Raw genomic sequence first — 19132 nt, 5'->3', positions numbered from 1 at the left:
CAAAAAGCCCTGGATTCATGTCCAGGGCTTAAACCAAAAAGCAAGTACTTCAGTCAGCTTCGATCGGGTAAGTCCGGCGTCTGGTGCAACAGGCGGTTGAGCCGCAGACGGTCCACATTCAAGGGGTCTGGAGCCAGCTCACCGGCCAGTTCACGGAATTTCTGCTCGATTTCTTCCGGGACGCGCACATCAAACACCCGCTCCATCAACGCCTCAATCGAGAACAGATGGGCGTTGATGTTCTCCAGATCGGCAATGGCCTGCTGGATGCCATCACCTGAATCCTCAGGCACAGGCGCGCCGGATGCTGCGGGCTTCGAAGCGCCTGCATCGGCGGTCTGGCGGGAGCCATGCTGCTTCTGCAGATCCTCGAGCACCCGGCCCGACAGGGTGCGGAACGACTGGAGTGCTGCCCAGTTGAGCTCCTGTTGCTGACGAAGCGTGGGGGACTCCCGGATCAGCCGGTCATGCTCCCGGTAAAACCGTTGGCAATCCGGGCACTGGCAGGGCTCTTCCGGCAATGCAGTCCCTCGCGGTCATTCCCCACTATGCCACCGATCAAGCCGCCTGAGGCCCCAGATCCTCCTCGGCCTGAGGGCCATCCTCACCAGCGGTGTCGGGCAGAGGGATCTCAATGGACGACACCACACCAATCACATCCCGCAGCCGCATCGAATCGGCGAACCAGCCCATGGCCTGTTCCGTGTCGCCGCGACGTTCCGCGTCACTGGCCTGGTCTTCGTGGGCTTCCGCCAGGAGAGCAAGCCAACAAAGGCAGCGGGCCTGCACCACGGATAAATCCAGATCCGTGGGCTGGGATTCCGCAATCCGCTCACTTTCCTGCTGCACCAACAGCCGCAGACGGAGATCGTGAAGCTGGGTCATGGCACCCAAACCCGGTTGCACTAACCCTAGCGGTGGTGAACGATCTGAACACCCCACCAGATGTAGCGCTCACTACCTCTTGAGCAAGTCTGACGGGGCTGGCGGGACTCGAACCCACGACCTACGGTTTAGGAAACCGCCGCTCTATCCAGCTGAGCTACAGCCCCAAACTTCTGAATTATGCCCACGAGGCATGATGAGATCTGAAAGCAGGCGAGGTGGTTGCGGCCGATCTCTTTGAGTGTCGGCTGAGGAAAGTCCGGGCTCCCTGATGGCCAGGCTTGCTGGGTAACGCCCAGTGCGGGTGACCGTGAGGAGAGTGCCACAGAAACACACCGCCGATGGCCGGTTCGCCGGCACAGGCAAGGGTGCAAAGGTGCGGTAAGAGCGCACCAGCAGCATCGAGAGGTGCTGGCTCGGTAAACCCCGGCTGGGAGCAAGGCCAAGGAACGACGGCTGGCCATTGGCCCCGTTCCGCTTGAACGCGCCGCTTGAGGCCGTCGGCAACGGCGGTCCCAGATAGATAGCCACCCACCCTCTGCAGACCAACCTCTGTGGGGCGTGAACAGAACCCGGCTTATGTCCTGCTTTCACCCCTTTTTCAGCGTTGCTCAGGAGTCCTGATGGATTCATCCCGCGCCGCAGAGCTCACCGACTTCATCCAGCAGCTCGACGCTGAGATCCCCATCAACGCTGAGCTGCTCGCCCTGGTGGATCAGGCCCTCACCCACGTGTCGAGCGGCCGGGCCCGCAACCTGGAACGGCTGGAGTTCCTTGGTGATGCGGTGCTGCGGCTCGCCGCCACCGAATTCATTGATCGCCACCACACCGATCTGGCGGTGGGTGCCTGCTCCAACCTGCGGGCCCAGCTGGTGAGCGATCGCTGGCTGGCGGACGTGGGTGCAGCACTTGGCATCGAACAGCATCTGCTACTGGGGCGGCACGCCCAGGGGGATCGTTCCGCAGAATCCAGGCTGCGAGCCGATGCCACCGAAGCTCTGATCGGTGCGTTGTATAGCGCCCTCGGCAACGTTGAAGCGATTCACCGCTGGCTCACCCCGCACTGGTGCGCCACTGCCGAAGCGGTGCTGGCGACTCCCCATCAGTTCGCCGGCAAAACAGCCCTGCAGGAGTGGAGCCAAGGCCAGGGACTGGGACTGCCCAGCTACACCACCGAAGAATGCAGCCGCCAACACGGCGACCCCGAACGCTTCCGCTGCCGGGTGAGCATCCAAGGCCAAGATCTGGCGGAGGCCAAAGGCCGATCCCGCAAGGAGGCTGAGCAGAACGCGGCAACAGCCGCTCTTCAGGCCCTGGAGGGCAGCGACTCACCGCAGGCATCGCAGTGACGGGCATCCCTGCGGTGCCCCTGACGCCCAAAGCTGCTGCAGACCAGTTCAGCCGACCGCTGCTGGTGATGGCGCACCCCCGACACCGTCAGGATCCTTGTGGGAATGGCAATGATGCCGAAACCCAAGAGCATCACCACTGAGGCCAGCAGCCGCCCCAATTCCGTCTGGGGAACCACGTCGCCATAACCCACGGTGGTCATGGTGACGATCGCCCAGTAGACGCCGCTCGCCACCGTCTGGAACTGGGAATCAGGCCGGGCACTCTCGATCACAAAAATGCTGTAGCCGAGCACCACCTGCAGCAGGAAGACAAAGAACAAGAAGACGCTGATGGTGCGGGCACTTCCCCGCAGGGCCTGCCCCAGCACGCGGGCTTCATCGATGAACTTGAGCAGCTTGAACACCCGCAGGATGCGGCCGAACTTGAACACCCACAGCAGCAGTTCACTGCGCACCTGCGGCACGAAGAAAAACAGGACTGCCGAGGCGTCAATCAGCCCGGTGAAGCTGAACAGGTAACGGCGAGGCCTCTCCACCAAGGCCAGATGAAGAACGAAATCCGCCGCGAACACCGCCAAGCAAACGTTCTGAACCAGATCGATCCAGGGCACATTGGATTGGCGCAGGGCTGAGTTGCCCAGGGGGTCGGGTTCCAGCAGCAGCGCCAAAACACTCAGCAGCATCGCCCCGAAAATGACAACGTTGTAGGTCTTGCCCGCCGGGGTGCTGGCTTCCAGCACCGTGGACTGCAGCCGTTGTCGCAGGCTTCGGTGGATCTCTATCGCCTCAGGCCGGCTGGAGGTCCTTCAACCGCAGGGTCACCAACTTGTCCCAGTTGCCACCTTCGAACAAAACAGCCGCACGGTCGCCGCTGATTCGCTGCACGAAGCCGGTGTAACCGTTGTAGATCGAGGTGGCATCCGCCACGGTGACGGTGGAGCCGGGGAGGATCGGAGCGGTTGCAGGCGCCATGGCTCGTTCACGGACGGGTCTGGCGCCATTATCGGCAGAGTGCGTGGCGGATGGCATGACGGAGAGCGACGACTGGCTCAGCGTCGGCAAGATCGTGGGGGTCCAGGGGCTGCAAGGGGAACTAAGGGTGAACCCCGCCAGCGAGTTTCCCGAGCGTTTCACAGCGCCGGGGCCCCGCTGGCTGCGCAGTCGCAAGGGGGTTGAGCCGACAGAGATCCAACTCAAGAAAGGCCGGCAACTGCCCGGCAAGTCGCTCTTCGTGGTGCGGCTTGAAGGAATCGACAGCCGCAGCGCCGCCGAAACTCTGGTGGGCCAGGAACTGCTGGTGTCAGCGGATGACCGGCCCGAATTGGACGAGGGGGAATTTCACCTGCTCGATCTGCTGGGCCTGGAGGCACGTCTCGCAGCCAATGGACCTGCCGTTGGCACCGTGAGCGATTTGATCAGCGGCGGCAACGACCTGCTGGAAATCACCACAGCGGAAGGCCGCAAGCTGTTGATTCCGTTTGTGGAGGAGATCGTGCCGGAGGTGCAGTTGGAGGACGGCTGGCTGCTGCTCACCCCACCGCCGGGCCTGCTGGAGCTCTGAAAGATTTCTCTGGGCATCGACAGAACCCCCTGGGGCAAGCGATTCTGAGTCACCGTTTTCAGGACGTGATGGCCGCCACACCGCTGATTCCTGTGATCCTTTGCGGAGGAACCGGCACACGGCTGTGGCCGCTCTCGCGGGCGAGTTACCCCAAGCAGTACTGGCCTTTGAGCGGTAACGGCGAGGCAACGTTGCTGCAGCAGACCCAACAGCGGCTCCAAGGCCTGGATGCCCTGGAGGCTCCCCTGCTGATCTGCAACGAGGACCATCGCTTCATCGTGGCCGAACAGATGCGGCAGATCGGGGTCGAGCCGAACGCAATCCTGCTGGAACCGATGGGCCGCAACACCGCTCCAGCGGTGACGGTGGCCGCACTGCAGGCCACCGCAGATGGAAGTGATCCCCTACTGCTGGTTCTGGCGGCGGATCACCTGATTCGCGAGGGCGCCCATTTCCGCCAAGTCATCGACGCTGGTCGTCAGCCTGCCGAAGAAGGGCGACTGGTGACCTTTGGAATCGTGCCGACGGCCCCCGAAACCGGGTACGGCTACATCGAAGCCAGCGAACCTTTCTCCCTTGGGGGACTGGCCCATCTGCCGATCAAGCGTTTCGTGGAGAAGCCCGATCAGGCCACGGCGGAGCAATTCCTGGCCACCGGCCGCTTCACCTGGAACAGCGGCATGTTCCTGTTCCGCGCCAGCGCCATGCTGGCGGAACTGGAGCGACTGGCCCCGGAAGTGGTGAGCTGCTGCCGGGCAGCTCTGGAGCAGGACACGGCTGACCTGGAATTCCAGCGGCTGGAGCGAGAGGCCTTTGCTAAGTGCCCCAACGTGGCCATTGACGTGGCCGTGATGGAAAAAACGGAACTGGGTAGTGTGCTGCCGCTGGATGCGGGATGGAGTGACGTCGGCAGCTGGAGCGCCCTCTGGGAAACCTCAGAGCACAAGGATTCCCAAGGCAATGTGTTGCAGGGCCACGTAATTAGCGAAGACAGTCGCGACTGCTACCTACGCAGCGAGCACCGCCTGGTGGTGGGGCTAGGGGTTAAAAACCTCGTGGTAGTAGAAACCGACGACGCCGTATTGATTGCGGATCGCTCCAAAGCCCAGGACATCAAAAAAGTGGTGAAGCAGCTGGAGGCCGCCGGCAGCCCAGAGGGCAAGGCCCACCGCAAGATTTATCGCCCCTGGGGCCACTACACCAGTGTGGTGGATGACAGCCGCTGGCAGGTGAAACGAATCTCTGTCAAGCCTGGCGCCAGCCTTTCGCTGCAGATGCACCACCATCGCGCCGAACACTGGATCGTTGTGCATGGCACTGCGATCGTCGAACGCGACGGAGAGGAGCAACTGCTGGGTGAAAACCAGAGCACTTACATCCCCCTGGGATGCAAACACCGGCTCAGTAATCCCGGGAAAATCCCTGTGGAGCTGATTGAAGTGCAAAGCGGGGAGTATCTCGGTGAGGATGACATCGTGCGCTTCCAGGATCGCTATGGCCGTAGCGACCTCAACATCAGCGCAAGCTGAGGCTCACTCCACCGTGACGCTCTTGGCCAGGTTGCGGGGTTGATCCACGTCCAAGCCCCGATGGGCGGCAATGTGATAACTCAGCAACTGCATCGGCACCACTGTGAGCAGAGGGCTGATCCACTCGCTCACAGTGGGCACAGGCAGCAATTCATCAAAGAGTTCAGTGTCGGGCCCCTGGGGCGCCACACCGATCAACTGGGCGTCGCGGGCCTTGGCTTCCTGGGCGTTGCTGAGCACCTTCTCAAACACCACACCGGGCACAGCGATCGACACCACCGGAACCCGGGAATCGAGCAGGGCGATCGGACCGTGCTTCATCTCCCCGGCCGGATAGCCCTCGGCGTGGATGTAGCTGATCTCCTTGAGCTTCAAGGCTCCCTCCAGAGCGATCGGATAATTGATGCCCCGGCCCAGGAAGATCACATCCTGGGTGTCGGCAAAACGAGGAGCCAATGCCTCAGAACGCTGATCGTGCAGATCCACCAGCTGGCGCAGTTGCTGGGGCAGACCGCGCAGTTCGTCCGCCAGAGCATTGATCTCAGCCGCGGGGCGAGCACCACGGCGAACCGCAAAGGCCATGGCCAGGCCATAGAAGGCCAGCAGCTGACCGAGGAAGGTCTTGGTGGCCGCTACGCCCACTTCGATGCCGGCCCCAATGTCGAGGATGTGGGGCACCTGGCGTGACAGGGAGCTCTCCGGACGGTTGGTCACCCCCAGCTGGCGGGGGGCAAATGCTGGATCCCCATGGGCCAGACGCCGCTCCGCCTCCATAGCCAGGGCAGCCAGGGTGTCGGCCGTTTCTCCGGACTGGGTCACCCCAATAGTGAGGGTGTGGGGAGCCAGCGGCGGCGGCGCATAGCGAAACTCACTGGCGTAGTACACCGATGTGGGAATCCCGGCGAACTGTTCCAGCAGGTAGGCCCCCACCATCGCGGCGTGGCGGCTGGTGCCACAGGCCAGGATCTGAATCTGCTCAATCCCGGCGTAAAAGGCATCGTCCATCGGCAGCGCCACCGGCTGTTCCGGCGGCAGTCCCTGGGGGAGATGGCGCGCCACCCACAACTCTGCGGTCTCCGGTTGCTCATGGATCTCCTTGAGCATGAAGTGGCGGAATTCGCGCTTGTCGGCAACGTGATCCACACCGCTGAGCTGGGTGGGCATGCGTTGCTGGCGCACCCCTGCCGCGTCGTAGAGCTCAACCCCGAGGGGGGAGAGCAGGGCCACCTCGCCGTCTTCCATCGGCAGGATCGTGCGGGTGAAGCCCGCCAGGGCCGGCGTGTCGCTGGCGCAGAGGAATTCGCCTTCCCCCAATCCGATCAACAGCGGTGCCGCCTTACGGGCCACCACCAATGCCCCCGGCGCCTGATCCCAGATCACCGCCAGGGCATAGGCCCCCTGCAGCCGGGGCAGCACCTGCTGAAGGGCCTCCAGCAACAGCCCACCGCCTGGTCTTCCACCCGCAGATTGCAGCTGCTGCAGTTCTGCAGCCAAGAGATGGGGAATCACCTCGGTGTCGGTTTCCGACTGGAACACCACCCCTAAGGCCTCCAGCTGCTCCCGCAGGGCCCGGTGGTTCTCAATGATTCCGTTCTGCACCACAGCCACCGCCCCGCCATTGCTGCGGTGCGGGTGGGCATTGCGCTCTTCCGGTTTGCCATGGGTGGCCCAGCGGGTGTGGCCAATGCCGCATTGCCCGGGGGCACCTTCTGCCTCAAAACAAGCAGTGAGGTTGCGCAGCTTGCCTTTGGCCCGCAGGCAGGTCAGCTGCCCCTGAGCAGCCACCGTGGCGATCCCAGCGGAGTCGTAACCGCGGTACTCCAACTGCCGTAAGCCTTCCAGGAGCTGAGGCGCCGCTTCTCGGGCACCCACCAGGGCAACGATTCCGCACATACAAAAAAAGCCCGGCTGAAGCCGGGCCGAGCTTATGAGGTAAAACTGGCCAGATCAGTAGGCCAGACCCATGGAGCGCGTTGTCTCGTCTCCGAGATAAACGCGGATGCTGAGGAAGTCGGTAGGGCAGGCAGTTTCGCAGCGCTTGCAACCAACGCAATCTTCAGTACGAGGAGAAGACGCAATCTGGCCGGCCTTGCAACCGTCCCAGGGAACCATCTCAAGCACGTCGAGAGGGCAGGCACGCACACACTGGGTGCAGCCAATGCAGGTGTCGTAGATCTTGACGGCGTGGGACATGTGCCCGATGCATACGAAGGCTTGCGGCAAACGTACCCGTCCTTCGCCGGTCCATGGCCATGCCGTCACCGTTGTTAACGGCACAGTTATTGATGAGGAGACACTGAAGGCGTGCCCGTAAGATGCAGCGTCCCGTTGCCACGGCTATGTCCCAGGAAGCGATTCTCGAAAAGGTGCGTTCGATCGTTGCGGAGCAACTGAGTGTTGACTCCGGCGAAGTGAAGCCCGAATCCAACTTCCAGAACGATCTGGGTGCTGATTCTCTGGATACCGTGGAACTCGTGATGGCCCTGGAAGAGGCCTTCGACATCGAGATTCCTGACGAAGCAGCTGAGGGCATCACCACCGTTGGTGACGCCGTCAAATACATCGAAGACAAGCAGGCCTGAGCAACGCAATGGTGGATGGTCTCCATCGCGTCGTCATCACCGGCCTCGGCGCGGTCACACCGATCGGCAACACGGTTCAGGACTACTGGAAGGGCCTCACCTCCGGCACCAACGGAGTGGACGCCATCACCCTGTTCGATGCATCCGCACACGCCTGCCGCTTTGCAGCGGAGGTGAAGGATTTCGATCCGTCCGGCTTCATCGAACCGAAGGAAGCCAAGCGCTGGGATCGGTTCTGCAAGTTCGGCGTAGTTGCAGCCAAACAGGCTGTGGCCCATGCCGGCCTTGAGATCAACGACGCCAATGCGGATCGGATCGGCACGATCATCGGTTCCGGCGTCGGTGGCCTGCTGACTATGGAGACGCAGGCCCATGTGTTGGAGGGCAAAGGTCCTGGACGGGTGAGTCCGTTCACGGTGCCGATGATGATCCCCAACATGGCTACAGGCCTAGCCGCCATTGCCCTGGGCACCAAGGGGCCCAGCTCCGCGGTGGCCACCGCCTGTGCTGCCGGCTCCAATGCTGTTGGCGATGCCTTCCGTCTGCTGCAGCTGGGCAAGGCTGACGCCATGGTGTGCGGTGGCGCCGAATCGGCGATTACTCCCTTGGGGGTGGCCGGCTTCGCCAGCGCCAAGGCCCTGTCGTTCCGCAACGATGATCCGGCCACGGCCAGCCGTCCGTTCGACAAAGAACGCGATGGCTTTGTGATCGGCGAAGGTGCCGGTGTGTTGGTGCTTGAAACCCTCGAGCACGCCCAGGCCCGTGGCGCCACGATCCTCGGCGAAGTGGTGGGTTACGGGATGACCTGCGATGCCCACCACATCACATCACCCACACCGGGCGGCGTCGGCGGTGCCGAGGCCATGCGCCAAGCCCTGACCGATGGCTGCATTGATCCTTCTGAGATTGACTACGTCAACGCCCACGGCACCAGCACTCCAGCGAACGACAAAAACGAAACCTCGGCGATCAAAAGCGCCCTGGGTGAGCGGGCGCTGCAGATTCCGGTGAGCTCCACCAAATCGATGACTGGTCACCTGCTGGGTGGCTCCGGTGGTATCGAAGCGGTGGCCTGTGTGCTGGCGCTACAACACGGCGTCGTGCCCCCCACGATCAATCACACCACCTCGGATCCCGACTGTGATCTGGATGTCGTGCCGAACGAGGCACGGGATCAGACACTTGGAACCGTCTTGTCCAACTCCTTTGGCTTCGGCGGCCACAACGTCTGCCTGGCTTTCAAACGCGCCAGCTGAGCCTTCGCGCTCACGTCGTGCGTCAAAATCGCTTCAACTTTTCCTCTTAACACCATGGTCGCTGCGCCCGCGTCACTCGACACGCTCTGCATCAACAGCATTCGGATGCTGGCTGTCGACGCCATCAACAAGTCCAACAGCGGCCACCCCGGCCTGCCGATGGGCTGCGCACCCATGGGTTATGCGCTCTGGGACAAGTTCCTCAAGCACAACCCTAAGAACCCCAAGTGGTTCAACCGCGACCGCTTCGTGCTGTCGGCCGGCCACGGCTGCATGCTGCTCTACGCGCTGCTGCACCTCACCGGATACGACTCGGTCTCCATCGAGGACATCAAGCAGTTCCGCCAGTGGGGCTCCAAGACTCCCGGTCACCCCGAAACCTTCGAGACCCCTGGTGTTGAAGTGACCACCGGCCCTCTGGGTGCCGGCATCTCCAACGCTGTGGGCCTGGCCATCGCTGAATCCCACTTGGCGGCCAAGTTCAACAAGGCCGACGCCACCGTGGTGGATCACTACACCTACGTGATCATGGGCGACGGCTGCAATCAGGAGGGTGTGTCTTCTGAAGCGGCCTCCCTGGCTGGACACCTGAAGCTGGGCAAGCTGATCGCCCTGTACGACGACAACAACATCACCATTGACGGACGCACCGATGTGTCCTTCACCGAGGACGTGCTGAAGCGCTACGAGGCCTACGGCTGGCACGTGCAGCACGTGGCCGAGGGCAACACCGACGTGGATGCCATTGCCAAGGCAATCGAAGCCGCGAAGGCCGTGAGCGACAAGCCGTCGATCATCAAGGTGACCACCACCATCGGCTACGGCTCCCCCAACAAGGCCGACACCGCCGGTGTTCACGGTGCAGCTCTTGGCGAAGAGGAAGCAGCCCTGACCCGTCAGCAATTGGGTTGGGACTACGCACCCTTCGAAATACCCCAGGACGCCTACGACCAGTTCCGCCAGGCCATCGACCGCGGCGCCAGCCTCGAGGCCGAGTGGAACCAGACCCTGGCCACCTACCGCACCAAGTACCCCATCGAGGCCGCCGAGTTCGAGCGGATGCTGCGCGGTGAGCTGCCCCAGGGCTGGGACAAGGACCTGCCCACCTACACCCCCGAAGACGGTGGCCTGGCCACCCGCAAGCACTCCCAGATCTGCCTGGGTGCGCTGGGCCCCAACCTGCCCGAACTGATCGGCGGCTCCGCCGACCTCACCCACTCCAACTACACGGACATCAAGGGTGAAACCGGCTCTTATCAGGCCAGCAGCCCTGAGAAGCGCTACCTGCACTTCGGTGTGCGCGAGCACGCCATGGCCGCCATCCTCAACGGCATCGCTTATCACAACAGCGGCTTGATCCCCTACGGCGGCACCTTCCTGGTGTTCGCCGACTACATGCGCGGTTCCATGCGCCTGTCAGCCCTGAGTGAGCTGGGAGTGATCTACGTGCTCACCCACGACTCCATCGGCGTCGGCGAAGACGGCCCCACCCACCAGCCGATCGAAACCATCCCCTCCCTGCGGGCGATGCCGAACATGCTGGTGTTCCGTCCTGGCGACGGCAACGAGACCAGCGGCGCTTACAAGGTGGCCATCCAAAACCGCAAGCGCCCCAGCTCCCTCTGCCTCAGCCGCCAGGGCATGGCCAACCAGGCCAACTCCTCGATCGACAAGGTGGCCCTGGGTGGTTACGTGCTGGAAGACTGCGCCGGCACTCCCGATCTGATCCTGATCGGCACCGGCACCGAACTGGACCTCTGCGTCCAGGCCGCCAAGCAGCTCACCGCTGAAGGCAAGAAGGTCCGCGTGGTCTCCATGCCCTGCGTCGAGCTGTTCGACGAGCAGACCGACGCCTACAAGGAAGAGGTGCTCCCCACCACCGTGCGCAAGCGCATGGTGGTGGAAGCCGCTGAATCCTTCGGCTGGCATCGTTTCATCGGCCTGGATGGCGACAGCGTCACCATGAACCGCTTCGGCGCTTCCGCCCCCGGCGGCACCTGCCTCAAGGAATTCGGCTTCACGGTTGAGAACGTGGTGGCCAAAGCCAAGGCTCTGCTCGGCTGATCACCAGAACACTTCAACAACAAGGCCTCCTGCATCGACAGGGGGTCTTTTTTTATGCCGCCAACCCAATCAATGGCCTTACGCAAAAAAGCCCGACGTCCAAAAGGACGCCGGGCCAACTGCTGACTTTAGTCAACACAATCAATCAGCTTTGTCGAGCTTGACCGATGTGAGCTCGGCGGCTCCTCCTTTGGTTTCGAGCACCTTCTCAAGGCCCTCAAGATCTTCATCAGTGATCTTGGTCTGCATCGGGCAGTGCTTGGGTCCGCACATGGAGCAGAACTCCGCCTGCTTGTAGATGTCAGCCGGCAGGGTTTCGTCGTGATATTCCTTGGCCCGCTCAGGGTCCAAGGACAGCTCAAACTGCTTGTTCCAGTCGAAGTTGTAGCGGGCGCGGCTGAGCTCGTCGTCACGGTCACGGGCACCGGGGCGATGACGAGCGATGTCTGCCGCATGAGCAGCGATCTTGTAAGCGATCAGGCCTTCGCGCACATCCTCAGCGTTGGGCAGACCGAGGTGCTCCTTCGGCGTCACGTAACAGAGCATCGCCGTGCCATGCCAACCAGCCATGGCCGCGCCGATGGCTGAGGTGATGTGGTCGTAGCCGGGAGCAATGTCAGTGACCAGGGGGCCGAGCACATAGAAGGGTGCTTCGCTGCACTCCTCCATCTGCTTCTTCACGTTGAACTCGATCTGATCGAGGGGAACATGGCCGGGACCCTCCACCATCACCTGCACGTCGTGCTTCCAGGCGCGACGGGTCAATTCACCGAGGGTGTGCAGTTCAGCCAATTGAGCGGCGTCGGACGCATCGTGCTGACAACCGGGGCGCAGCGAGTCACCGAGGGAGAAGGTGCAGTCGTAGCGCTTGAAGATCTCGCAGATGTCGTCAAACCGCGTGTAGAGCGGGTTTTGACGGTGGTGGTACAACATCCATTGAGCCAGGATGCCGCCGCCGCGGCTGACGATGCCGGTGATGCGCCCCTTCACCTTGGGCAAGTGCTCGATCAACAGGCCGGCGTGAATGGTCTGGTAGTCGACCCCCTGCTGGCAGTGCTTCTCGATGATGTGGAGGAAGTCGTCCTCATCCAGCTTCTCGATCGATCCGTGAACGCTCTCAAGGGCCTGATAAACAGGCACGGTGCCAATCGGAACGGGGGATGCACCGATGATCGCAGTGCGCACCTCATCGAGGTTGACGCCGCCGGTGGAGAGATCCATCACGGTGTCGGCGCCGTATTTCACCGCCAGCTTCAGCTTCTTCACCTCCTCGGCCGCATCAGACGCATTCGGGGAGGCGCCGATGTTGGCGTTCACCTTGCACTTGCTGGCGATGCCGATCGCCATCGGCTCCAGATTGGTGTGGTTGATGTTGGCCGGGATGATCATCCGCCCCCGGGCCACTTCTTCCATCACCAGCGATTCGGGCAAGTTCTCCCGCTTGGCCACATGGGCCATTTCTTCGGTGACCACGCCCTGACGGGCGTAGTGCATCTGAGAGACGTTGGCCTGACCCTTGCGGGACTCAACCCAGGAAGCGCGCATGATCTGAGGTGCGACGGACAGCCCAGGGGTCGACGTTTGGCCGAAGATCACGCTCAAGCACTTCCCTGCGCCGGCATGACCCGGAATCAGGTTCGGAGGGTGTGATCTCAGTCTGAGTTAATGGTGAAACCCAGACACCCCTAGTGATGTTTGAACGCTAGCAAGCGTTGCCCAAAGGCCCGTTCAGCTGACCTGCAAACCATTGAGCACCGCAGCCACCACCCGGTGATCGCTGTCCTGCTGCAGAGATTGCAACAGGCCTCTGGCCTGCACCGCAATGGGATCGGTCCCCCCCTCCCGAACAATCCGACTGAGAATTTCAGCCCCACTCACCCGCACCGTGCCATCAGCATCGGCAATCGCCATGGTTGCCAAGTCCAGCAACCAACCCAGATCAATGTCGGGCTGTTCCGCCAAGGCGGACAAGATGCTGCAGCGCACCAACCAAGCAGCATCAACTTCAAAGGCCGTACGCAGCAAAGGCCAGGCCCGCTCGACCCCGTAGCTGGCGAGGGCATTGGCTGCCTCAGCCCGAACATTGGGGTCTTCATCGGCAGTGATCAACGCACTGAGCACAGTCCAGCCCTGTTCGGTGCGCTTGTAGCCCAATCCACTGCAGCTCAAAGAACGCACCAGAAAGGGCTTCTGCTCCGTGCCCAGCACCAGCAACGGCACAGCCTCAGCATCCGAGCAATGGCGGAGCTTTGTGATCGCCGGCATCGCCTGAACCGGATCCCCACTGGCAATGGCCTGGCGGACCTCCTCGAGATCAGGGCGTTGCGGATCGGTCTCGTTCATGGGTTGCTGCCAGGGGTGCGCGCCCGTTGAAGATCGGCCAACAGCTTGGCGCGGCGGCGCTGCCGACCGAGAGCGCTGCTGATGATCAGACCTGAACCAACCAATATCCCGGGCAACGCCTGCACCCGGTCCTTGCCCTGGCGCTGGTTGGTGGCCAGCAACGCGAGCAGGATCAGCAATGGAGCCCCGAGTGAAACCCAAATCACCGCACGACGTTGGTTCATGCCGAGGTGTTCTCCGTGATCCACGCCAGCACGGTGGCCGTGAGAACCGCAATACCAACACCGAGGGCATCTTCCTCCAGTGCGAACGCTCCGTTGTGAAGCGGCGCACACCCCTCGGGCCCGGCCACGCCCAGCCGCACCATCATTCCCGGCACATCCCTAAGCAGCTCAGCAAAGTCTTCCGCCCCCAGGGAGGGCTGCTCCACCGGCAGCACCTTGTCGCGCCCCAGACACTCCACCGCACAACGTTCCAGCAAGGTCGTGAGCTGCGGATCGTTGTGCACCGGTGGCGCGATGCAGCGGTAATTCACCACTGCCGTACCCCCTCCAGTGGCACAGATCCCCTGCACCGTCTCATCGATCCAAGCCGGCAGCTGGGCGTGCTGCTGCAGATCCAGACAGCGCACCGTGCCCAACAAACGCACCTGATCGGCAATCACGTTGAAGGCGCGGCCGCCCTCCACCTTGCCAAAACTGATCACCACCGGATGCAACGCATCCAAGCGGCGGGCGATGGTCTGCTGAAGCTCCGTGATCACCCGAGCCGCCAACCAAACAGCATCCACCGACTGATGGGGACGAGCACCATGGCCGCCCTCTCCATGCACCAGGATTTCCAGCTCGCCGGCCGCTGCCGTAAGACAGCCCCGCCGGATCCCAACGGTGCCCACCGGAAGATTCGGAACCACATGCACGCCATACAACGCGTTAAGGCCCTCCACCGCCCCTGCATCCCGCATCCACACCGCTCCCTGGGCCAGCTCTTCCGCGGGTTGAAACAGCAAGCGCACCCGGGCCCCCAAAGCCGGCTCCTGAGCCAGCAACCGCGCCACCCCCAGGCCCGTGCAGGTGTGCAAATCGTGGCCACAGGCGTGCATCAGACCCTGCCGAGTGGAGGAATAGCTCAGCCCGGTGCGCTCTTCCACCGGCAAAGCATCCATGTCCACCCGCAAGCCCACCGTGGGGCCGTGATCAGGTCCCAACTCGGCCACCACGCCAGTACGGCCAACGCCTTCACGGACCCGCCAACCCAGCTGACGCAGTTCACCGGCTACCAGGGCGGCGGTCTGGTGTTCCTCACCGCTGAGTTCAGGGTGGGCATGAAGATGCCGACGCAGCTGCAGCAGCTCAGGCAGCTCAAGGCTGAGTCGATCGGCAAGGGACGCCGCGTGGGTCATCTCAGGACGCCTCCAAGGCCAGGAACGCCATCAGATCCGCCGTCGGCTGCGGTGGCCAGCGGCGCACCTGTTGCAGCCAGTCGGCCTGGCGGTAACGCTGATCCAACCCGGCCGCAGCGGTCCAGTGGCTTTCGGCTTCACCACTGGATCCTTCACGCCAGAGCAGGCCGCTGAGGGCCGCCCGAGCATCGGCGAACAAGGGATAGCGACGGATCAGTTTGCGCAATTCCGCCTCCGCCCAATCGAGATCTCCCGCTTGCCAGGCCGCCAAGGCCTCGCTAGAGCGGGCCATGGCGAAGCCGGGGCGGGCGAGGGCCGCCTGGCCATAAAGCTCTCGAGCCTCAGGCCAGTCCCCTTGCGAACCGCGCACATTGGCCAGGTTGTACAGGGCTGAGGCATCTTGCGGATCGCGCTCCAGAATCCAGAGATAGTCGTCCGCCGCCGCGGACCAGTCCTGAAGCGCCTCCTCTGCCGTGCCCCGGTTCAGATGCGGGTCGCTTTCCTCCGGCGCCAGCGCAATCGAGGCGCTCTGATCGTCGATGGCCCCGGAAGGATCACCCAGAGCGAGACGCACATTGCCGCGGTTGCTCAGCGCTGCTGCATCTTCTGGAGCCTGCTCCAGAAAGCGGTCCCAAAGGGGCAACGCCTCCACAAAATCCCCCTGACGGCTTGCCGTCAGCGCCTGCTCATAAAGCCCCTGCAGATCGAGGGCCTGCACCGGCAGGGCCAGCACCAGACTCATCAACAGGACGAGAAACCGATTATTCATGCCGCCTCGGCCAGATGACTGCGGGCCGCATCCGTGACCATTCGGCCGCGGGGGGTGCGCATCAGCAACCCCTGTTGCAACAAAAATGGCTCCACCACGGTCTCCAGGGTGACGGGATCGTCGCCAAGGGCCGCCGCCAAAGTCTCCAGGCCCACCGGGCCACCACCATGGTGTTCGATCAGCAGCTGCAGCAAACGCCGATCGCTGGCATCGAGGCCCCGATGATCCACGCGGTGCAGGCTCAGGGCCTCTCCCACCAGGGCCTGATCAATGGCTCCACCACTACCGCCACGCACGCTGGCCACATCCCGCACCCGGCGCAGCAGGCGGTTGGCAATCCTGGGCGTACCGCGGCAGGAGGCGGCAATGCTGCTGCGGGCCTGCGGTGTGAGGGTGACCCCGATCAGCTTGGCGGTGCGCTCGACGATCGCTTCCAGGTCGTCCTGGCCGTAAAACTCCAACCGCTGGATAAGGCCGAACCGGTCCCGAAGCGGGGAGCTCAGCGATCCGGCGCGGGTGGTGGCGCCCACAAGGGTGAAGGGGGGCAAGTCGAGGGAACGGGTTCGTGCTGTGCTGCCCTTGCCCACGGTGAGATCGAGGCGACGGTCTTCCATCGCCGGATAAAGCAGCTCCTCCGCCACCCGGCTCAGGCGATGAATCTCGTCAATGAACAGCAGATCACGAGGCTGCAGGTTGACCAACAACCCAACGATGTCGCGCGGGCGTTCCAAGGCCGGTGCACTGGTGACCTTGCACTGCACCCCCATCTCTTCGGCCAGCACCATGGCCATGGTGGTTTTGCCCAAACCCGGCGGGCCATAGAGCAACACATGATCGAGGGCATCGCCGCGGCCAAGCGCCGCTTCCACCGCAATGCCCAGCACCTGCTTGAGCTCGCTCTGGCCGATGTAGTCGTTCAGGCGCTGGGGCCGAAGCTTGTCTTCCGGCCGACTCACCACCTCTTCAGGTGCCGGCTGGGGATCCACCAGCGCTTCAGGGCGGCGTGGTGGCTTGCGACCGGAGCTGGAGGAGACAATCGCCATGCGGGCAGGGTACCCAGACCTGGATAGGGTCGGAAGACACAGCCGCAGCCATGGCCAAGGGAGGAGCGAAAAAAGCAGCCGCAGCCGCGGCAAGGGCCGCCGCCAATCGGATGCTGGCGGACAACCGGCAGGCACGGCACCAATACGAAATCCTCGAAACCCTCGAAACCGGCATCGAGCTGGTGGGCACCGAGGTGAAGTCGATCCGCAACGGCAAGGCCAACCTGCGCGATGGCTTCTGCCTGATCCGCAATGGGGAACTGCAGTTGCACAACGTGCACATCTCACCGCACACCCACGCCAGCAGCTACTTCAACCACGACCCGCTTCGCACCCGCAAACTGCTGGCCCATCGCCGTGAAATCGACAAGCTGCGCGGTTTGGTGGATCAAAAAGGCCTGACGCTGATCCCCCTCAACATTCACCTCAAGGGGTCCTGGATCAAGCTCACCATCGGCCTAGGCAAAGGCCGCAAGTTGCACGACAAGCGCGCTGCCGAAAAGGAAAAGCAATCCAAGAAGGACGTGAAAGCAGCGATGGAGCGCTACTGATCGAGCGGGTCCGCCCGACAGGACAGGGTGAACAGACTCGAAGAAACCCCTTCGTTGGTGACCAACACCTGCAGGGGCGAGCCCGCTTGCGGAGAAATCCGAGTCACCCGCAGGGGACCACGCTCCGCCTCCACCTGCCCATTGACGCCGAAAACCATCATCTGCATCAGCGGTGTGCCGTTGATGCCCAGAGCGACGGCATCACCTGCTGGAGCCTCCACCAGCACCAAACGCGCACCACCGGCAGGGATAGGCAACGACGTGATGGCGGGTTCAAGCGGGCGCGCTTTGAGCCGCACGATCTCAACGTCATCAAGGCTCTGAATCGCCGCTGCAATCCAAAGCTGAAGGAAGGGGTCGGCGGGTTTCCGGCCACGCATGGTGACCGGCAGCAGATCCTGGGCTCCAGCACTCACCAGCTGCTGCACGACCCGCGGATGAACGCCCTGTTTCAACAGCACCTCACGCAGCTGCTGCCAGTCCCCTGCCCCCAGACGCCCCAACTGGGCCCGAATCGCCGGCGGCAGCAAGGCGATCCGAGCCAGCCATTGCTCGGCCAGCTCGGTCCAGTTCCTACGGAGCGGCGCAACCCCCAGCGCCTCCATGCTGAGCAGGCTGGCATCCACAAGTCCAGTAAACCAACTGCGATCCACCTGCAGGGCCCGCAAGCGGCTGAACAGCTGCTCGCGTTGATCCAACTCCTCTGGCGGCGGACTGACGGCCGCTATAGCCCCATCCCTGCTGGGGCGAGGAGTCCTGTCTGCAGTGGAGATGCGCGGAAGCAGGAACCAACCGATGACGGAACCCACCAAGGCCGACAGGACCAAGCCGATCACCACAGGCCAGAGGTGCCCCTCCGCTCCCTGCTCGCGAGCCATCGCTCGCTTCTGACGCGGAGATGTTGAGAAGGGAGCCATCGCAGCGAAGCGTCCCGATGCAGCAATTGGCTTCTCGATCGGAACGGTTTGTTCAGGCATCGCCAGCTGCTGCAAGGCCTCCTGGGCACTTGCAGCATCAGGGAAGCGGCGGTTCGGATCCTCCGTAAGCAACCGCTCGAGCACAGCTTGATACTCGGGATCCAGCCCCAGCCTTTCGAGACTTGAAGGGGGATTAGACGGCTGGCCCGTCAACAAGGCCACGGCTGAAACGGCCAAATCCCGTACATCCATCCAGCCGGCAGCGTCTTCAGCAGGAACAAGCTCACCGTTGAATACAACCGGCAATCCATCACTGGTGCGGCGCCACAGGTTTTGGAGACTGATGTGCCCATGCACCAGGTCATCGGAATGAAGCGCTCCCAAGACTGGTAAGACCTGCCTCAGCAGCAGAAGCACTTCGCCAGCGCTGAAAACCATCTGGCGTCGCGCGCGTTGTTGTTGAAGCGAAGCGAGGCTGCTGCCTTCGATCCAGTCGCGAACGGCCCACAAACCATCCTCCAGTTCAAGCAACTGACCAAAGCGAGGCAACTGATGCGACCCGATCGTCTGCAAAACGTCCCAGCGCTGACGGAAAGGCTCTTGGCTGGGCAAGTCGTTCAGCTGACGTAGCGCTACAGGGCAATCGCCTGCCATCACATCCACCGCACGCCAGAGGGAACCACGCAGCGGATCGGGTCCACTCAGCCGTTCCTCCAGGCGATATCGCTCCACCAGCACCGTGCCGGAACCGCTCAAGGGATTCAGCAACATCGATGGGCTGATGGTACCGATGGTACCGATGGTTCGCTGCACCCCCTGGGGCCCTCGAGGGATGGATCAGCCCCGTGCCGCTGGACCCAGCCGCACCAACAGATCGC

Annotated in this window: 20 protein-coding genes, 1 tRNA gene, 1 other RNA gene and 1 riboswitch; of the genes, 8 read left to right on the top strand and 14 right to left on the bottom strand. The window is 62.9% G+C overall.

The window, feature by feature from the left end; translation table 11 throughout:
* Positions 1-53 precede the first annotated feature (53 nt).
* From DXY02_RS03540 to DXY02_RS03530, 3 genes are all read right to left on the bottom strand, one after another.
* Complete coding sequence (locus DXY02_RS03540; protein WP_114988062.1) at positions 54-521, bottom strand: hypothetical protein; 468 nt, start codon at positions 519-521, stop codon at positions 54-56.
* Positions 522-558: 37 nt separating this feature from the next.
* The gene (locus DXY02_RS03535) at positions 559-885 is read right to left on the bottom strand and encodes a hypothetical protein (protein ID WP_025362017.1); all 327 of its coding nucleotides are present in this window, start codon (positions 883-885) and stop codon (positions 559-561) included.
* 93 nt (positions 886-978) lie between these two features.
* Positions 979-1052, bottom strand: a tRNA-Arg gene (locus DXY02_RS03530).
* Between the two features lie 38 nt (positions 1053-1090).
* Between DXY02_RS03530 and rnpB the strand changes: the two genes are divergently transcribed.
* An RNA gene (gene rnpB, locus DXY02_RS03525) (RNase P RNA component class A) lies at positions 1091-1481 on the top strand.
* A 27-nt stretch (positions 1482-1508) separates the two neighbouring features.
* Positions 1509-2234, top strand: coding sequence for a ribonuclease III (gene rnc, locus DXY02_RS03520; protein WP_114988061.1), 726 nt, complete (start codon positions 1509-1511; stop codon positions 2232-2234).
* Here the strand turns inward: rnc and DXY02_RS03515 are convergent.
* Both DXY02_RS03515 and DXY02_RS03510 read right to left on the bottom strand, forming a co-directional pair.
* The gene (locus DXY02_RS03515) at positions 2192-3019 is read right to left on the bottom strand and encodes an ion transporter (RefSeq protein ID WP_114988060.1); all 828 of its coding nucleotides are present in this window, start codon (positions 3017-3019) and stop codon (positions 2192-2194) included. The two genes, rnc and DXY02_RS03515, sit on opposite strands and share 43 nt — an antisense overlap.
* A gap of 4 nt (positions 3020-3023) precedes the next feature.
* Positions 3024-3209, bottom strand: coding sequence for an NAD(P)H dehydrogenase subunit NdhS (locus DXY02_RS03510; protein ID WP_114988059.1), 186 nt, complete (start codon positions 3207-3209; stop codon positions 3024-3026).
* Positions 3210-3264: 55 nt separating this feature from the next.
* On the opposite strand from DXY02_RS03510, the gene rimM reads away from it, so the two are divergent.
* Together rimM and DXY02_RS03500 are read left to right on the top strand one after the other, a co-directional pair.
* Positions 3265-3798, top strand: coding sequence for a ribosome maturation factor RimM (gene rimM / locus DXY02_RS03505; protein ID WP_114988170.1), 534 nt, complete (start codon positions 3265-3267; stop codon positions 3796-3798).
* Positions 3799-3866: 68 nt separating this feature from the next.
* The gene (locus DXY02_RS03500; protein ID WP_114988058.1) at positions 3867-5327 is read left to right on the top strand and encodes a mannose-1-phosphate guanylyltransferase/mannose-6-phosphate isomerase; all 1461 of its coding nucleotides are present in this window, start codon (positions 3867-3869) and stop codon (positions 5325-5327) included.
* Positions 5328-5330: 3 nt separating this feature from the next.
* Here the strand turns inward: DXY02_RS03500 and glmS are convergent, their stop codons facing one another.
* Together glmS and psaC are read right to left on the bottom strand one after the other, a co-directional pair.
* The gene (gene glmS / locus DXY02_RS03495; protein ID WP_114988057.1) at positions 5331-7220 is read right to left on the bottom strand and encodes a glutamine--fructose-6-phosphate transaminase (isomerizing); all 1890 of its coding nucleotides are present in this window, start codon (positions 7218-7220) and stop codon (positions 5331-5333) included.
* Positions 7221-7274: 54 nt separating this feature from the next.
* The gene (gene psaC / locus DXY02_RS03490) at positions 7275-7520 is read right to left on the bottom strand and encodes a photosystem I iron-sulfur center protein PsaC (protein WP_006850103.1); all 246 of its coding nucleotides are present in this window, start codon (positions 7518-7520) and stop codon (positions 7275-7277) included.
* A 146-nt stretch (positions 7521-7666) separates the two neighbouring features.
* Here psaC and acpP point away from each other — a divergent pair, with 146 nt between their 5' ends.
* The 3 genes from acpP to tkt are packed head-to-tail and all read left to right on the top strand — an operon-like array spanning position 7667 to position 11229.
* On the top strand, positions 7667-7909 hold the full coding sequence (acpP, locus tag DXY02_RS03485; protein ID WP_011363161.1) for an acyl carrier protein: 243 nt from the start codon (positions 7667-7669) through the stop codon (positions 7907-7909).
* Between the two features lie 8 nt (positions 7910-7917).
* Positions 7918-9165, top strand: a complete 1248-nt coding sequence (fabF, locus tag DXY02_RS03480) for a beta-ketoacyl-ACP synthase II (protein WP_114988056.1) — start codon at positions 7918-7920, stop codon at positions 9163-9165.
* A 54-nt stretch (positions 9166-9219) separates the two neighbouring features.
* Positions 9220-11229: a transketolase gene (gene tkt, locus DXY02_RS03475; protein ID WP_114988055.1), complete on the top strand. Its 2010-nt coding sequence runs from the start codon at positions 9220-9222 to the stop codon at positions 11227-11229.
* Between the two features lie 141 nt (positions 11230-11370).
* On the opposite strand, the gene thiC is transcribed toward tkt, so the two are convergent.
* The 6 genes from thiC to ruvB form a co-directional block, all read right to left on the bottom strand.
* Positions 11371-12774: a phosphomethylpyrimidine synthase ThiC gene (thiC, locus tag DXY02_RS03470; protein WP_114988169.1), complete on the bottom strand. Its 1404-nt coding sequence runs from the start codon at positions 12772-12774 to the stop codon at positions 11371-11373.
* 45 nt (positions 12775-12819) lie between these two features.
* Positions 12820-12926: riboswitch (TPP riboswitch) on the bottom strand.
* A 31-nt stretch (positions 12927-12957) separates the two neighbouring features.
* A complete protein-coding gene (locus DXY02_RS03465; RefSeq protein ID WP_114988054.1) occupies positions 12958-13572 on the bottom strand; it encodes a HEAT repeat domain-containing protein in 615 nt (204 codons plus the stop codon).
* A complete protein-coding gene (locus tag DXY02_RS03460) occupies positions 13569-13796 on the bottom strand; it encodes a DUF3188 domain-containing protein (protein ID WP_114988053.1) in 228 nt (75 codons plus the stop codon). Before DXY02_RS03460 ends, DXY02_RS03465 begins: the two co-directional genes overlap by 4 nt.
* Positions 13793-14974, bottom strand: coding sequence for an amidohydrolase (locus DXY02_RS03455; protein WP_114988052.1), 1182 nt, complete (start codon positions 14972-14974; stop codon positions 13793-13795). The genes DXY02_RS03460 and DXY02_RS03455 overlap by 4 nt, the downstream gene beginning before the upstream one ends.
* Position 14975: 1 nt before the next feature.
* Positions 14976-15743: a tetratricopeptide repeat protein gene (locus DXY02_RS03450; RefSeq protein WP_114988051.1), complete on the bottom strand. Its 768-nt coding sequence runs from the start codon at positions 15741-15743 to the stop codon at positions 14976-14978.
* The gene (gene ruvB / locus DXY02_RS03445) at positions 15740-16786 is read right to left on the bottom strand and encodes a Holliday junction branch migration DNA helicase RuvB (RefSeq protein WP_114988050.1); all 1047 of its coding nucleotides are present in this window, start codon (positions 16784-16786) and stop codon (positions 15740-15742) included. The genes DXY02_RS03450 and ruvB overlap by 4 nt, the downstream gene beginning before the upstream one ends.
* A 50-nt stretch (positions 16787-16836) precedes the next feature.
* Here ruvB and smpB point away from each other — a divergent pair, with 50 nt between their 5' ends.
* Positions 16837-17337, top strand: coding sequence for an SsrA-binding protein SmpB (gene smpB / locus DXY02_RS03440; RefSeq protein ID WP_114988049.1), 501 nt, complete (start codon positions 16837-16839; stop codon positions 17335-17337).
* On the opposite strand, the gene DXY02_RS03435 is transcribed toward smpB, so the two are convergent.
* Positions 17331-19067 carry a serine/threonine protein kinase gene (locus DXY02_RS03435; protein WP_244276133.1) on the bottom strand — a complete coding sequence of 579 codons (1737 nt, stop codon included), beginning with the start codon at positions 19065-19067 and terminating at the stop codon, positions 17331-17333. The two genes, smpB and DXY02_RS03435, sit on opposite strands and share 7 nt — an antisense overlap.
* Positions 19068-19132 lie beyond the last annotated feature (65 nt).

This window comes from Synechococcus sp. N19 (assembly GCF_900474045.1).
Taxonomy (GTDB): domain Bacteria; phylum Cyanobacteriota; class Cyanobacteriia; order PCC-6307; family Cyanobiaceae; genus Parasynechococcus.
This window is presented reverse-complemented; position numbering and strand designations above follow the sequence as displayed.

Excerpts from the sequence above, each read along its gene's own strand:
- DXY02_RS03535 (WP_025362017.1), bottom strand. The coding sequence starts at position 885 with ATGACCCAGCTTCACGATCTCCGTCTGCGGCTGTTGGTGCAGCAGGAA.
- DXY02_RS03450 (WP_114988051.1), bottom strand. The coding sequence starts at position 15,743 with ATGAATAATCGGTTTCTCGTCCTGTTGATGAGTCTGGTGCTGGCCCTG.
- DXY02_RS03455 (WP_114988052.1), bottom strand. The coding sequence starts at position 14,974 with ATGACCCACGCGGCGTCCCTTGCCGATCGACTCAGCCTTGAGCTGCCT.
- acpP (WP_011363161.1), top strand. The coding sequence starts at position 7,667 with ATGTCCCAGGAAGCGATTCTCGAAAAGGTGCGTTCGATCGTTGCGGAG.
- thiC (WP_114988169.1), bottom strand. The coding sequence starts at position 12,774 with ATGCGCGCTTCCTGGGTTGAGTCCCGCAAGGGTCAGGCCAACGTCTCT.
- tkt (WP_114988055.1), top strand. The coding sequence starts at position 9,220 with ATGGTCGCTGCGCCCGCGTCACTCGACACGCTCTGCATCAACAGCATT.
- rnc (WP_114988061.1), top strand. The coding sequence starts at position 1,509 with ATGGATTCATCCCGCGCCGCAGAGCTCACCGACTTCATCCAGCAGCTC.
- DXY02_RS03500 (WP_114988058.1), top strand. The coding sequence starts at position 3,867 with ATGGCCGCCACACCGCTGATTCCTGTGATCCTTTGCGGAGGAACCGGC.
- fabF (WP_114988056.1), top strand. The coding sequence starts at position 7,918 with ATGGTGGATGGTCTCCATCGCGTCGTCATCACCGGCCTCGGCGCGGTC.
- DXY02_RS03465 (WP_114988054.1), bottom strand. The coding sequence starts at position 13,572 with ATGAACGAGACCGATCCGCAACGCCCTGATCTCGAGGAGGTCCGCCAG.
- DXY02_RS03510 (WP_114988059.1), bottom strand. The coding sequence starts at position 3,209 with ATGGCGCCTGCAACCGCTCCGATCCTCCCCGGCTCCACCGTCACCGTG.
- ruvB (WP_114988050.1), bottom strand. The coding sequence starts at position 16,786 with ATGGCGATTGTCTCCTCCAGCTCCGGTCGCAAGCCACCACGCCGCCCT.
- DXY02_RS03460 (WP_114988053.1), bottom strand. The coding sequence starts at position 13,796 with ATGAACCAACGTCGTGCGGTGATTTGGGTTTCACTCGGGGCTCCATTG.
- rimM (WP_114988170.1), top strand. The coding sequence starts at position 3,265 with ATGACGGAGAGCGACGACTGGCTCAGCGTCGGCAAGATCGTGGGGGTC.
- psaC (WP_006850103.1), bottom strand. The coding sequence starts at position 7,520 with ATGTCCCACGCCGTCAAGATCTACGACACCTGCATTGGCTGCACCCAG.
- smpB (WP_114988049.1), top strand. The coding sequence starts at position 16,837 with ATGGCCAAGGGAGGAGCGAAAAAAGCAGCCGCAGCCGCGGCAAGGGCC.
- glmS (WP_114988057.1), bottom strand. The coding sequence starts at position 7,220 with ATGTGCGGAATCGTTGCCCTGGTGGGTGCCCGAGAAGCGGCGCCTCAG.